This is a genomic window from Billgrantia sp. NRB1 (assembly GCF_056921725.1).
In genome coordinates, this window is record NZ_CM167783.1 from 1,772,945 (window position 1) to 1,786,724 (window position 13,780).

12 protein-coding genes and 1 pseudogene are annotated in these 13,780 nt (G+C 68.8%); 7 read left to right on the forward strand and 6 right to left on the reverse strand.

All coding sequences use genetic code 11. From position 1 onward, the window contains the following. Positions 1 to 5 precede the first annotated feature (5 nt). Together ACZIYR_RS08010 and ACZIYR_RS08015 are read left to right on the forward strand one after the other, a co-directional pair. Positions 6 to 764, forward strand: a complete 759-nt coding sequence (locus ACZIYR_RS08010; RefSeq protein ID WP_483528821.1) for a 2-oxo acid dehydrogenase subunit E2 — start codon at positions 6 to 8, stop codon at positions 762 to 764. Between the two features lie 4 nt (positions 765 to 768). Beyond that, on the forward strand, positions 769 to 1,500 hold the full coding sequence (locus ACZIYR_RS08015; RefSeq protein WP_483528822.1) for a lipoyl protein ligase domain-containing protein: 732 nt from the start codon (positions 769 to 771) through the stop codon (positions 1,498 to 1,500). Here the strand turns inward: ACZIYR_RS08015 and ACZIYR_RS08020 are convergent. Together ACZIYR_RS08020 and ACZIYR_RS08025 are read right to left on the reverse strand one after the other, a co-directional pair. Beyond that, positions 1,491 to 2,603 (reverse strand): patatin-like phospholipase family protein, encoded by a 1,113-nt coding sequence (locus tag ACZIYR_RS08020; protein ID WP_483528823.1) that lies wholly within the window; start codon positions 2,601 to 2,603, stop codon positions 1,491 to 1,493. The two genes, ACZIYR_RS08015 and ACZIYR_RS08020, sit on opposite strands and share 10 nt — an antisense overlap. A 110-nt stretch (positions 2,604 to 2,713) precedes the next feature. Next, the gene (locus ACZIYR_RS08025) at positions 2,714 to 3,847 is read right to left on the reverse strand and encodes an alpha/beta fold hydrolase (protein WP_483528824.1); all 1,134 of its coding nucleotides are present in this window, start codon (positions 3,845 to 3,847) and stop codon (positions 2,714 to 2,716) included. A gap of 223 nt (positions 3,848 to 4,070) precedes the next feature. Between ACZIYR_RS08025 and ACZIYR_RS08030 the strand changes: the two genes are divergently transcribed. From ACZIYR_RS08030 to ACZIYR_RS08050, 5 genes and pseudogenes are all read left to right on the forward strand, one after another. Then, positions 4,071 to 4,349, forward strand: coding sequence for a nickel-binding protein (locus ACZIYR_RS08030; RefSeq protein WP_473033265.1), 279 nt, complete (start codon positions 4,071 to 4,073; stop codon positions 4,347 to 4,349). A 17-nt stretch (positions 4,350 to 4,366) separates the two neighbouring features. Continuing rightward, positions 4,367 to 7,480: an ATP-binding protein gene (locus tag ACZIYR_RS08035; RefSeq protein ID WP_483528825.1), complete on the forward strand. Its 3,114-nt coding sequence runs from the start codon at positions 4,367 to 4,369 to the stop codon at positions 7,478 to 7,480. Between the two features lie 198 nt (positions 7,481 to 7,678). Next, the gene (locus ACZIYR_RS08040; protein ID WP_473033268.1) at positions 7,679 to 8,092 is read left to right on the forward strand and encodes a carboxymuconolactone decarboxylase family protein; all 414 of its coding nucleotides are present in this window, start codon (positions 7,679 to 7,681) and stop codon (positions 8,090 to 8,092) included. 112 nt (positions 8,093 to 8,204) lie between these two features. Beyond that, a complete protein-coding gene (locus tag ACZIYR_RS08045) occupies positions 8,205 to 9,308 on the forward strand; it encodes a phosphotransferase family protein (protein WP_483528826.1) in 1,104 nt (367 codons plus the stop codon). Continuing rightward, positions 9,292 to 9,801, forward strand: a pseudogene (locus ACZIYR_RS08050) (methyltransferase domain-containing protein); the annotation flags it as partial. The gene ACZIYR_RS08045 and the pseudogene ACZIYR_RS08050, both read left to right, overlap by 17 nt. Before the next feature lie 527 nt (positions 9,802 to 10,328). Here ACZIYR_RS08050 and ACZIYR_RS08055 read toward each other — a convergent pair. The 4 genes from ACZIYR_RS08055 to ycaC form a co-directional block, all read right to left on the reverse strand. Beyond that, entirely contained in the window at positions 10,329 to 10,973 is a 645-nt protein-coding gene (locus tag ACZIYR_RS08055; RefSeq protein WP_483528827.1) for a hypothetical protein, read from the reverse strand. Positions 10,974 to 11,117: 144 nt separating this feature from the next. Continuing rightward, a complete protein-coding gene (locus ACZIYR_RS08060) occupies positions 11,118 to 11,927 on the reverse strand; it encodes a methyltransferase domain-containing protein (protein ID WP_483528828.1) in 810 nt (269 codons plus the stop codon). A 141-nt stretch (positions 11,928 to 12,068) separates the two neighbouring features. After that, positions 12,069 to 13,010, reverse strand: coding sequence for a pirin family protein (locus tag ACZIYR_RS08065; protein WP_483528829.1), 942 nt, complete (start codon positions 13,008 to 13,010; stop codon positions 12,069 to 12,071). 127 nt (positions 13,011 to 13,137) lie between these two features. Then, positions 13,138 to 13,758 (reverse strand): isochorismate family cysteine hydrolase YcaC, encoded by a 621-nt coding sequence (gene ycaC, locus ACZIYR_RS08070; RefSeq protein WP_483528830.1) that lies wholly within the window; start codon positions 13,756 to 13,758, stop codon positions 13,138 to 13,140. Positions 13,759 to 13,780: the final 22 nt, after the last annotated feature.

Genomic DNA, 13,780 nt, shown 5'->3' on the forward strand with positions numbered 1-13,780 from the left:
TGGAGATGAGACTGGAGACTCCAGAAACCCAAGTGCCCGCCCCCGAGGGGGCGGCGGCCGAGACGGCGCCGATCAAGCTGCGCGGCATGCGTGGCATGATCGCCTCGAAGATGCTGCAGAGCCTGCAGCAGTCGGCCCAGCTGACCCATCATGCCAGCGCTCGCCTGGATGCCCTTCAGGCGCTGCGCGATCACTGCCGGGTGCGGGGGCTCGCCGTGCCCTCGCTGCAGGATCTGCTGCTGCGCCTGACTGTCCAGACCCTGGGCGACTTCCCGGCCCTCAATGCCACCCTCGAGGAGAACTGCATCACCCGGCATGCCGCGGTGCACCTGGGCCTGGCGATTCCGCTGCCCGACGATCTGCTGGTGGCCCCGGCGCTCTTCGATGCCCAGGCCCTGCGCTTGGGCGAGCTGCCCGAGGCGCGCCGAGCGCTCACCGAACAGGCCCGCAGCGGTGGGCTCGGCGTCAAGGCGCTCACCGGCGCGACCTTTACCGTCACCAATCTGGGGCGCTCCCGAGTGCACCACTTCACGCCGCTGCTCAACCTGCCCCAGGTGGCGATCCTCGGCATCGGTGGTGTGGAAACTCGGGCCGTGCCAGACTCGGACGGCTGGCGCGCCGTGGAGGTGATCGGCCTGTCGCTGACCTTCGACCACCGCGCCGTCAATGGGGCGCCGGCGGCGGCCTTCCTCGATGCCCTTGGCGAGCGTATCGAGGGGCTCCCCGGCGACGCCTACGACCATGAACTGCCCTATCAGGAGTGATGCCATGTCGGCAGCCCCGTCGATCGAGGAGATCGGTCGCTGCTTGCAGCGACTCAGCGTGGCAGAAGGGTTGGCTCGCGAGGAAGCGCTACTGGAGTCGATCTGCCAGGGGGAGGGCGATTTCGCCCTGCTGGCCTGGTCGCCTCACGACCGTGCCCTGGTGATGCCGCGTCGCCATGAGCGGTTGTCGGGCTTTCCCGAGGCGAGGGAGGGGCTGCGCGAGCGGGGCTGGCCGATCCAGTTTCGCTCCACCGGCGGCACCCCGGTGCCGCAATGTCCGGCCGTGGTCAACGTGGCCCTGGCGCAGCGCTGCCGGGTAGGCAGTTCTGCTGCTCATCTGGAGTGGGGCTATCGCCGGCTTGGAGAGCCCTGGTGCGCTTGGCTCGAGGCGCTGGGCGTGAAGGGGGCCGATCTAGGGGCGGCCCCCGGTGCCTACTGTGACGGCCGCTTCAACGTCCGCATCGTCGAGCGCAAGCTGGTGGGGACCGCCCAGCGCTGGCGGCGGGTGCGGGGCGGTAAGGATATGGCGATGCTGGTTCACGGTGCCATGCAGGTGGGGGAAACGCCGGAGGCTCTGGTGGCGGTGGTCAACGCCTTCCAGGACGCCATCGGCGATCCCCAACGCTTTTGCCCCGAGGCCCATATCGCCCTGGAGCAGGCGTTGCCCGACCTCGACTTGGAGGCGGCGCTACCGGGGCTGCTGGCGCGCCTCGCGGAGGGGAGGGCTCAGGGTTGATGCCTGTCGGACAGTTTGCCATGGGCGGCGTTGGCTTCGTCGTCTTTGGCAGGCGCTGCTGCCTGGCACGGGCGAAAGGTGTCCTGGAAGACTGCGTTCAGGTCGAAGGTCGACCGCTCGCCGAGCGCATCGAAGTGGGCCGCTAGCCACTGGTCGGCCCAGCGGCGTCCCTGGGCATGCAGGCGGGAAACGAAGTCCCACTCGGCGTTCATTTTGCTGGAGGCGCTGAGTTCCTCGACGTCGTGCTCGGCATGGATCAGGTGCAGGCGCATGGCGCGGTAGGCCTCCAGCTCCAGCCCCTCGGCGTCGATCAGCTGCTGCAGCAGCTGAATGCTGCGCAGCTCCTTGATTAGGCTCGAGTTGAAGGTGATCTCGTTGACGCGGTTGACGATGTCCCGGGCGCTGTCGGGTAGCGTACGCCGCACCAGGGGATTGACCTGGACCACCACCAGGTCGCGACAGCCCTGATCGTCGACCAGCGGGTAGAGCGCCGGATTGCCGCTGTAGCCGCCGTCCCAGTAGGCTTCGCCATCGATCTCCACGGCCGGGAACATGAACGGCAGGCAGGCCGAGGCCATCACGCTGTCGGCGGTCAGCTCGGGCTGGCGAAAGATCGTGGCGCGACCGGTGCGGACATTGGTGGCGGTGACGAACACCTTGACCTTGCGGCAGGCGTTGACCCGCTCGAAGTCGACCAGCTCGCTGACCAGATCCTGCAGCGGATTGAAGCCCATGGGGTTGAGCTTGGCAGGAGCGACCAGCTGCGTGAGACTTTCGAAGAACAGGTAGCTTGGCGAGTGGTCGAGACTGTCGTTCCCCATCAGCCGGTCCCAGGGGCTGCGCTGGATGGGGGAGAAGCGTGCCGCATTGCTGACCCCTTTCCAGAAGCGATGCAGGGCGTTACGGGCGCCGTCACGACCGCCCCGGTGCAGTCCGTCGGCGAGCACCACGGCATTCATCGCACCGGCGCTGGTGCCGCTGACGGCGTCGATCTCCAGTCGCTCCTCTTCCAGCAAGCGGTCCAGCACGCCCCAGGTCAGCGCTCCGTGTGATCCACCGCCCTGCAGTGCCAGATCGATGCGTTTGCACGCCTTGCGTGTCATGACGTCTCCTTTGTCGGCTGTGAATCGAAGGCCAAGAATGGTGCGGTGCAGTGTAGGCGCTCTGTGCGTCGCTGTCTGCTCGCCGAGCGCAGCCAGGTTTCGGACAGCGCCTAGTTGTGTTCCCCCAGCGCCAGCACATGGTAGGTGGCGCGCCACAGCCCCCAGCCATCGCGCAGTCCCGGCGTCATCTCCACATGGTCGAGGCCGCCGGCCTTGAACAGGCGCGCCTGGCCCGCCGGCAGGGCGTCGCGCAGGCGTTGGCTGTGGCTGACCGGAATCACCCGATCGTCGGGCCCGTGAATCAGTACCAGCTGCGCTGCCAGCGTGTCGAGGTCGCGTTGTGACAGGTCCAGCTCGCCGAGCTCCTCGCGCAGCCGCGGCGGCAGCGCCTCGACCAGCGCCTCCACCCGCTCCGGGTCCTCGTTGGTGACCAGCTCGTAGAGGGCCGCCCCCTGGTCGCTCAGCTGACGGGACTCGGGCGCCACGTCGGCATGGCGATCCTCCAGCTTGCGCCTGGCGATGGTGTCCAGCAGCGCCCGGTCGTTCTCGTCGTCCAGCCAGTGCAGCTGGCTCAACAGGACCGCCCAGCGCCCTTCCCGCTGCGGCGGCGGTGCCTCCAGGCCGGCTCCGCCGCGGTCGTCGCCGGTGGTCACGTAGCGCAGCATGTCGGTCAGGTCATAGTAGCCGCCCACGGAGATCAGGAAGCGCACCCGCTGTGCCGTGTCCTCCTGCATGGCGGCGATCACCGCCGGTCCCACCGCGAAGCTGATGGCGGCCAGGGAGGTGTGGTCTGCCGGCTCGGGCGCCTCGAGCGTGACATAGCGAATGGCATCGGCGATCGCCTCCACCTCTCGGCTGCTGATGGAAAAGTCCCGCAGACCCTCCAGTTCCGGGACGAAGGCCGTGAAGCCGGCCCGGGAGAGGGTGGTGGCAAACTCCACCAGCCGGGGATCGCGACGGCCCTCCTGGGTGAAGCCATGCATTAGGATCAGGTGGCCCCGGTGAGGATCGTCCGGCCGGTACTGGTCTGCTACGTACTCACGGCCGTCCACCTCGTAGCGCAGATCGGTGCGTTCCGGCTCGTCGGTGCGCTGCTTGAGGCGGCTCTCATCGCTGCCCGCAGCAAGATCCCCGAGGACCAGCATGGCCTCGTGCCCCCGGCTGACGACCTGACACCCTGACAGCAGGGCCAGCGTCAGGGCCATGGCAGCCAGTAGGCTGGTAGCGCGAAGGATGTTCGGCATAGCGCTCCCTCCCTTGTCGTCCCAAGTGGCATGGCACCGCGAGTCGTCAGGCACCCTCCCAGGTGTCCCGGAGGCGTTTCGAGGCCGTCTCCTGCACTGTAGCAACTCGCCCGAACCTGGCGGTCATCGCAGGGTGGCGAAGACCGGGCGGCGCTGCTGTCGCTCTGCTAGACCTGTAGTATGGGGTCGTCAATTCTGCCGATAGCCTGAGGGAGGGAGTCTCATGCCCTATCTCGTGATGGAGCGCACCTTCGACGAGCCGATGTCGGATAGCGATCTGGCGCACATGGGAGAGCGTCTCGGGCCCTGCCTTCAGGACCACAGGGTCCAGTGGTTGCGCAGCTATCTCTCCCATGATCGGCGCCGCATGATCTGTACCTTCCAGGCCGCGGATGCGGAGTCGGTGCGCATGGCGTACCGCACGGCGGGCTACCCCTTCGAGCAGGTCTGGCGGGCGATGGTCCTGCCCACCGATGAAGGGTTGGCACCTCCGTCCGCTTAATCGTCGGGGCGGGCGGCATGGCGACGTCGGATGGGCCGCGGCTGGAGATCCGGCTTCTGGGGAAGTCGGAGGTGCTCCGGGATGGCGTTCCTGTCGTGCTGCCACGCTCGCGCAAGGCCTGCGCACTGCTGGCCTACCTGGTCACCTCGGGTCAGCCCCACGCCCGGGCCCATCTCTGCGACCTGCTCTGGGACGGCCCCGCCGACCCCCGCGCGGAGCTGCGCTGGTGCCTGGCCAAGATCCGCCCTCTGCTCGATGACGACAGCGCCCAACGCCTGGTCACCGAGGGCGACTATGTGAGCATCTGTGCCAGGAATGTCGCCCTGGATGTCGCGCGGGTGCGCGAGCTGATCCCGTCTGACCCGCAGGAGGTGGCCACGGCGGAACTTCGCCTTGCAGCGGAACTGCTTCGAGGCCCGTTTTTGGAGGGCCTGGATCTCCCCGACTGCTACCGCTTCGATGCCTGGTGCGTGGCGGAACGCCAGGCCCTGCTTCAGCTGCACGACGGGGTGCTGCAGACGCTGGTGCAACGGCTCGAGGACCAGCCCGAGGCCGCACTCCCGTACGCCCGGGATCGACTCCTGCTCGATCCCCTATGGGAGGATGCCCACGCCGACCTGATCAGGTTGCTGCAGGCGATGGGGCGGACCGCCGAGGCTCGGGAGCGTTATGAGCAGTGCCGGCGCATGCTGCAGCTCGAACTCGGGCAGACATCTTCGCCACGCCTGGACGCGTTGGCTCGGCAGTTGCGCCGGATCCCGCCTGCTCGCGATACCGGCTCGCCTATGCCGGTGCCCTCGTCGACTGCCTCCTCCCTGGTGGGCCGTCAGCGGGAGCTGGCGGGCATACGGGAGACCCTGGAGGAGGGCCTCCCGCTGCTCATCAGCGGCGACCCGGGGATCGGCAAGTCGCGTCTCCTGCAGGAGGTCGCCGCCCGATTGCGTGAGGAGGGCTCCCAGGGTCTGCGCGGACGGGCATACGAACTGGATGCGATGCGCCCCTACGCCCCCTGGATCGACGCCCTGCGCTCGCTCCCGACACCCACCACCTCTCTGCCCGCCTCCCGGCGACAGGTACTCGCCGCTCTACTGCCCGAGCTGGGACCCGCGATCGAAGAGGAGGGGGATCGTAACCGCCTGTTCGACGCGGTCGCCCAGTGGCTGATCGACACGGCCCGCCGTGGCCCGGCCCAGGTGGTGATCCTGGACGATCTGCAGTGGTTCGACGAGGCCTCGACGGCGCTGCTGCACTATCTGCTTCATGCTTGTGCCGGCTATCCGATCGCCTTCCTCCTGGCGGCTCGCGGCGGGGAGCTGGCGTGCAATCCGGCGGCGCAGCGCCTGGTTCACTCGCTGCGCCGCGATGGCGCCCTGCGGGAACTCAGGGTGTCGCCACTCTCCGCCGCCGAGACGGCGAGGGTCGCCCACAGCGTGGCACCGGAGGTGGACGGCGACCACGTCTTCCGCGAATCCGAGGGTAATCCCTTGTTCGCCCTGGAGATCGCCCGCGCTCACCGGGGCGGCCAGCCGCTGCTGGGGGGCACCCTGGGCGGTCTGATTGCCGGTCGCCTGGCAGGCGTTGGCCAGGAGGCGGCCACGCTGCTGCCCTGGGCCGCGGCACTGGGGCGGCGACTCAATCCGGATCGACTGGCGGCGGTGCTGAATTTGCCATGCACCACCTTGCTGCTCGGTCTGGAGGATCTGGAGCGCCGCGCCATCCTGCGCGCAACCGAGGAGGGGCGCTACGAGTTCACCCATGACCTGATTCGTCGGGTGGCATACCACGCCCTGTCCGAACCCCGCCGGCGTCTCATCCACCTGCAGATCGCCAGGAGCCTGGCGCGCAGCCTCGAGCCGTCGCGGTTGTGGTCTCGAAAGCGCCTCCTCCCGGCACAGGTCGGCGGAGATCCGGCGCGCCGTCCTCCCCTGGAGGCGTCCTCAGCGGGTGAAGTGGCCTACCATGCCGGCCAGGGGGGCGATCACGCCCTCGCCGCCCAGGCCTGTGCGGCGGCGGGGCGCCACGCCTTGCGGATCCACGCCTACGAAGAGGCCGCGGCCCTGGCGCGGCAGGGCCAGGAGCATCTCGAGCCGCTGCCCGACGACATCCGGTTGCAGCGCGCCTTCGAACTGCTGGAGCTCTATATCCATCCCGGCATGGAGGCGTTTCAGCCGCCCGATCTGGAGCACCGGCTGCGTACCCTCGTGGCGGACGCCCGGGCGAGCGGGATGAGCACGCAGGTGCATGACGGGCTCTACCTGATCGGGGTGCTGCTCTATCTGCGCGGCCGCTACAGCGATGCCCTGGATCTCACGCTGCGTGCCGAACGCGCCGGACGCATGGCCGAGCCTGCCACCGTGGTCCAGGCCGTGGCCGACACGGCCCGCTGCCTCGGCATGCTCGGCCGTGATATGGATCGGGCGGCCCAGCTCGCCGAAGAGGCCCAGCACCTCGCCGAGCAGCTCGACGTTCGGGAACTCGGCTGCGAACTGCCTCTGGCCCTCGGCCTGGTTAGCCACCACCGCGGCGAGCTGCTGCAGGCGAGGGCGCATATCGAACAGGCGCTGGTGCTCGCCAGGCGTGATCGGACGCCCTGGTGGGAGTGCTACTGTCTGTCCCGGCTGCCCATGATCGCGCTGGAGCGGCAGGATCCGGACGAGGCGTTGGCGTGCTGCCGCGCCCTGCAAGCCGTCACCGACACCCTGGGCGGCGGAGCCGAGGCGCCCTTCGCCCGCGCCCTCGAGGCGCTCGCCAGGCTGCAACGCGGCGAACGAGAGGCCGTGGCCCGGCTGGACCTGGCCCTGGCGCAGCTCGACATGGCGGATAGCCGGTGGATGATCGCCTACGTGCAGAACCTGGCGGCCTGGAGCGACTGGCAGGCGGGCCGGGTCGAGGCTGCCCGACAGCGGGCCGAGGCCGCCTTGCAGGCCGCCGAGGCGGTGGATCAGGCGAACGAGCGAAGCCTGGCGCACGCCATGCTCCTCCGGGTCGCCCTGGCGGCGGGTGACCGAGGCTCGGCGCTGGCTCATCTGGCGCGCCTGCGGGCCGACGCCTCCCGTCCTCTCTCCGCCCGAGCGCGACACGCGGCCCGGGAAGCGGAGGCCACCGCCCATCGCCATCTCCCTGCTCGATAATTTTTTTGCCATTTCCACCCCCGTTCCCACGCTCGTTCCAACGTCCGGGTGTTCTCCTGACCCTGTCCAGCTCTGGGTGAAGGGGGCCGGTCGCCCCACCCGGGCGTCGTTGGCCCTTGCGGTATCACCCATCGCGGCGCTGGACCGATCGACACACACCGAGCTGACTGGAAACGACAGGTTTCCTGGGAGGCAGCAATGAAGACCATCCTGATCACAACAGCCATGACACTGGCCCTGGCCACCGCCGGCGGCTTCTCCGTGCCGGCGTATAGCGGCGAGGCGCCCGACTTCGTGCGGGACACCTACCCCGAGCAGGGTGTCGAAGCGGCCTGGCAGAACATCCAGTCCGTCATTGGCGACCCGGACTCGGCGCTCGATGGCAAGACGAAGGAGCTCATCGCCCTCGCCGTCTCGGCGCAGATTCCCTGCGATTACTGCGTCTACTCCCACACGGTGGGAGCGGAGGCGCACGGTGCCACCGACGCCGAGATCCGGGAGGCCCTGGCGACGGCCGCGCTGATCCGCAAGTGGAGCACCCTGCTCAACGGCTCCCAGTACGACATGGACGCCTTTCGCCAGGAGATCGATGCCATGTACGAAGGGGAGTGACGCCACGACGTTACGCTCTCCACCACCGACAGGCAGCGAGTGTCTGTGCGGCCCCCCGGGGCCGCACAGACAAGCGACACTCATCCCGTGTCCCGCTGTCGGGAGGAGTCCCATGGAAGCGCACACTCAAACCCCTTTCACCACGCCGGCAGACACCGCCCGTCTGGCCGAGGCATTGAGCCGAGCGGGACGTCCGCCATCGTTCTCCGAGCCGGCGAAGGCGCAATTCCTCGATGGCGGCCGTACCGGCGCTACGGTCACCCGCCTGATCTGCGCGGATGGCGCCAGTTTTGTCCTCAAGGTCATCCCCCGCCAGCGCGCCTTTCGGGAGGCGCTTGGCCACGATGGCGAAGCGGCCGCCTGGCTTGCCGGGACGACGCGCCGGCTCCCGGCGCCACTGGCCAATCCCACCCTGGACGCCAGCCTTCACCCGGAGCGGGACGAGTGGTGGCTGCTCATGGAAGATGTCTCTCCGGGCATCGTCGCCCGCAGTGGCTGGACCGAGGCGCACACCCGGTCACTCTTCCTGGCCATGGCGGGCCTGCACGCGGCGCACTGGGGAGGCCCGGAGAGATCCCGGGAGGGCATCGGGGACCTGGCCGCCACCACCGCCCTGCTCGTGGAGATCGCGCTCCACGAAGCCACGGGGCGGGCATCGGTCGAATGGGCGGCAGGCAGCGCCGAGCAGTTCCAGGTGCCCCGCGTCCTGCTTCCTGGCTTTCTGGAAGCCGCCGGCAATCGCAATGCCGACTTTTATCTGACGCTGCTGCGGCGTTGGCGGGATATCGTCTCCGCCCTCGACGATCATCCCCCCACGCTGCTTCACGGTGACCTCCGCCGTGCCAACATCGCTTTCATGAAGGAGCGGGTCGTGCTGTTCGACTGGGAGTTGGCGGCACGTGGGTCGGCCGCGGCCGACCTGGCCTGGCACTGGTTCCTGCACTACTGGGCCTACCCGCCGAACGACGGACGGGCGCCGGATGATCGGCTTTGGCTGCGCGATGCCTATCTCGATCACCTCGAATCGCGGCATGGGCGGTCGGTGAACCGGGCGGCCTTTCAGACGGCCTGGGAGCTCGGCTGGCTGCGGGTGTTCTGTCAGCTGGGGTTCGTGCTGGCGGACGGCCTTGGCGGAGAGGAGAGCGAGGCGCGCCGCCGATGGATCCACCGCGCCTTCGACGAGGCCTGGAGGATTGCCGATGCGCACCTCCCGTAGTGACCGCTGGAGCGCCCTGGACAGCCCGGAAGCCGTGCAGGCCGCGGCCGAGCGGCTCCGGCAACTCGACGCTACCGCCTCCGAAGGTTGCGCCAGGCAGCGCTGGCTGACCCTGCTCGCGCCCCGAGCCGGGGAGTGCATCCTGGACGTCGGCGCCGGCACCGGCCACATGGCCGTCGAGCTCGCCCGGCACCTGAGTCCCCAGGGTAGCGTGCACGCCCTGGACCTCTCGCCTGGCCTGCTCCAACACGCCCGACGTGGGGCCCGGCAGGCGGGCATGCTGGACCGGGTGCTGACGGAGGCAGGCGACGCCCGTGCGTTGCCCTATCGCGACGGCGGTTTCGACGCCGCCCTCTGCCGCTGGGTACTGCTGCACCTGCACGACCCGCAGCGGGCCGTTGCGGAGATGCGCCGGGTCGTGCGTCCGGGTGGACGCATCCTCTGTGTGGAGGCGGACTGGGAGACCCTGGCCGTCTACCCGGGTGATCCCGAGGTCACGCGCCGGGTCGTGCAGGCCAACGTGGACCGCCAGGTGGATGGTCGCGTTGGCCGCAGGCTGGTAGCGCTCCTGCGCGCCGCCGGCCTGCAGGCGGTGTCGGCATTCCCCTTCGTCGCCCTGGACCTGAGCGGAGACTGGCTGCCCTTTCTTCGCTCACGTGTGGAGGTCGCGGCGCAGGCCGGGTTGCCGGCCCACAGCCTGGCAGCCTGGTGGCGGGCGGTCGAGGTCGCCGCCGGGGGTGGCGAGTACCTGTTCAGCTTCACGCAGTATGGCGTGATCGGCACGGTGCCGTCGCTTGGCCCCGTCGGTCCGGGCCCCGCCGGCGAGGCGTCCTGCCCAGGATGCGCTCCCACTCACCGTAGTAGACAAAGCCGTAGCGGGTGCAGAGCCGGCGCAGCGACGGCTCGCACGTCGCCTGGGGAGCTGCCAGGCGCTGGCGGCCCTTGCCCCGTCAGTATAGCGGCTGGCGAGGGGGGCGGTAATGTCGCCTCGTGCCTCGCTCTGCTCGATGCGCGACCTGGCTATGAGCCTACCCAGCGTTCGAGGCCGATCAGGCCGGTGACGAAGGCGAGAGGCAGAAATGCCGTGGCGACCGCTACGGTGGCAAGGAAGGCGGGGAGCGTCAGCAGTCGTCCGGCGCCGTAGGCCATGGCAATGCCACCGCCGCCGCCGATGGCGGTGTTGCCCGGCATGTTCAGCAGCGTCATCAGCGATAGGACGGGGAGCAGGCCGGCAGGGAGCCCCGCACTGGGGGCCTTGAGCCGGGCGCGGTATGTCTTGAGCAGGGTGATGCGGTCAAGCGGTGCGGCTCGGCCAAGGCGCCGGCCGATCAGGTAGGCACTGCTCAGTCCGGTGCAGGTGGCAAGATAGGCCCCGGCGGCACCGGGTGGGCCGAACAGCACCATGATGAGCAGCCCGAGCTCCACCGACGGGACGAAGGGAATCGCCAGCACCAGCGCATAAATCACGCAGGTCGCCACCAGCACCAGCGCGCTGTCCGAGCCCTGCTGCAACCACAGGGGCGGTGTGCCTGCCAGCTGGAGGACCGCCACGATCACGGCGGCGAGCACGAGGGCGGTGCGTAACAGCACGAGGTGGCGGCGGTATCGCCGACCGAGCGCTCGCCATGGGGGCTCCCCAGGCCGCTTCACCGCATCCGGTCGCATGTCGATGCTCCTCCAGATGGTTAGGCGCTGTCCGAAAAGTCGCCGTGGCCGAAGTGACCCGCGGGATAGGGCCTTGCCAGTGGTCCGCCTGCCCCGCTGTTTGAGACGGTGCCTCGCGGCTCTCCCCGCAAGGCACCGTGCGGGTCAGGTAGGCTTGATGGCCAGCAGGCTGATGCTCTTCACCCCAAAGGTGCGGCTTGCGCCCTGGGCGGCATCGGTGAGAAAGCGGTACTGAGGGTTGTCCTGCACTTTCTCCACCCGCAGCCCGGCGGCATTGATGGCGCTCCGGTAGTCGTCCTGCTGCATGGCGCCGCCGATGCAGGCCGCCCACAGGGTGGCGTCGCACTTGACCTTTTCCGGGAGCTGCCGCTCGGTGACGATATCCGACAGTGCCAGCCGGCCGCCCGGTCGCAGCACGCGGGCAATCTCGGCGAATACCCGGTCCTTCTCCGCGGAGAGGTTGATGACGCCGTTGCTGATCACCACGTCGATGCTGGCATCGTCGAAGGGGGGTGCCTCGATGTAGCCGGCATGGAAGCTGAGGTTGCTGACCCCGGCTGCCCCGGCCAGGCGCTGTGCCTTGACCCGCTGCTCGTCGGTCATGTCGAGGCCCAGGACCTGGCCTTGGGGGCCTGTGTAGAGCGCGGCGAGAAAGGCATCGGTGCCGGAGCCGCTGCCTAGGTCCAGCACCCTCTCGCCGGGCTGGATATTCGCCAGCGCCAGAAAGTGGCCGACGCCGGCGAAGGATTCCAGGGCCTGCGGCGGGATGCGATCCAGATCGGCAGGCGGATATCCCAGCTCTTCGGCCAGGGGACGGCCCATGGCAAAGTGGAAGTCGCCTTGGGGATCCTTGGCCACCCGGCGATACATCTCCTGCACCTGTTGACGCAGGGCGTCCTGGTCCACCAATCCGGCTTCGCGAATAGCGGTGGTGGAAGTGGTTGCAGTGCTCATGACGGTGTCTCCTCGGATGTCGCGTAAGGGGCACGCCGTGACGGTTGTCCCGGCGTGCCCCCAAGGACGCACGAGGGGGGCGAAAGGGTTCCCGCCGGTGAGGCAGACTGCCTTCGGGTGGCGGGAGATCGACCGGTGTGCTCAGGACTTCCAGGGAAGGGGCGGTGGTGTCAGACGCTTGCCGTCGAACTGGGGGATGCTGCCGAAGCGCTCGCTGCCGGCTTCCCAGTCGCGCTGGGCCTCGATGATCTCGTCTTTGCTGTGGCCAACGAAGTTCCACCAGATCAGGATCTCCTCGCCCAGCGGTTCGCCGCCCACCAGAATGGCGCGCCCCCCTTCGGGCAGCTCCAGGGCGACCCGGCTGCGCCCACGGCCCAGATAGGCCAGCTCGTTGACGGCGAAGCGGTCGCCCTCGACCAGCAGTTCGCCTTCCAGCGGCAGCAGGCCGTACTCGAACGCCTCCCGCAGCGGCAGCGCCAGCGAACCGGCGGAGGCCGCCGCGAGATCCAGGCCCACCAGCGGTGAGAACGCCAGCGTCGGCGCGCGGTGACCGGCGAACTCGCCGGTGAGCAGGGTCATCTCCACCTCTCCCTCGCGCCACTGCGGCAGCGTCGGGTAGTGGTCGAAGCGCGGGTCGGTGCGGCGGTGGGCGTCAGGCAGGGCGATCCAGAGCTGGGCGGCATGCAGGTGGGAGTCGCCGGGCACCGACTCCTCGGTGTGGCTGATACCGCGGCCCGCGGTCATCAGGTTGACCTGGCCGGGACGAATCACCTGCTCGTTGCCCAGGCTGTCGCGGTGCAGGACCTCCCCCTCGATCATCCAGGTAAAGGTCTGCAGGCCGATGTGAGGGTGGGGGCCGACGCGCAGGCCGCGCGAGTCGCCCTTGAAGACCGCCGGGCCGGCATGGTCGAGGAAGCACCAGGCCCCTATCAGGCGCCGCTGGCGCGAGGGCAGCACGCGGTTGACGGGAATGCCGCCCACATCGGCGGTGCGCGGTGCGACATGCTGCACCTGGCGTGTGCCGTCGACGATGGGGCAGTCCAGGGAGGAAGAGGGGTCGGCGTCGGTGACGAGATTGCTCATTGTCGTAATTCCCCGAAAGGTCGAAGTGGGCAGAGCGGACAGCACTTGTTCAGCATAGGCTTTGGCCGTTTGTAGTGCCTGTCGAGAGAAGGCGCGCAGGACCCGGCCAGCGCCGGGCCCCTTGCGCTTAGGCCTTCTGAGCCGTGTAGCTCTGGATCAGATTGGCGTAAGCGGGCAGGTGGCCGGCCAGCAGGCCGCCGAAGCCCTCGATGTCGTTGCGCCAGTCGCGGTGCAGTTCGCAGCCGACACCGAACCAGGTCGTCAGCTGGGCCCCGGCCTGGGACATGCGATCCCAGGCGGCATCGCGGGTGGTCTGGTTGAAGGTGCCAGAGGCGTCGGTGACCACGAACACCTCATAGCCTTCTTCCAGGGCCGAGAGCACCGGGAAGGCCACGCACACCTCGGTCACCACGCCGGCGATCAGCAGCTGCTTCTTGCCGGTGGCCTTGATCGCCGCCACGAACTCTTCGTTGTCCCAGGCGTTGATCTGACCGGGGCGGGCGAAGTAGGGGGCGTCGGGGAAGGTCTCCTTGAGCTCGGGTACCATGGGGCCGTTGGGGCCGTCCTCGAAGCTGGTGGTGAGGATGGTGGGGATCTCGAAGAACTTGGCGATGTCGGCCAGGGCCAGGACGTTGTTCTTGAAGTCGTCGGGGCTGAAATCGCGCACCAGCGAGAGCAGGCCGGACTGATGGTCGACCATCAGCAGGGCGACGTCGTCCTTGTTCAGGCGATTGTAGGTAAAGGACATGGTCTCTTTCCTCCTAGGTTGA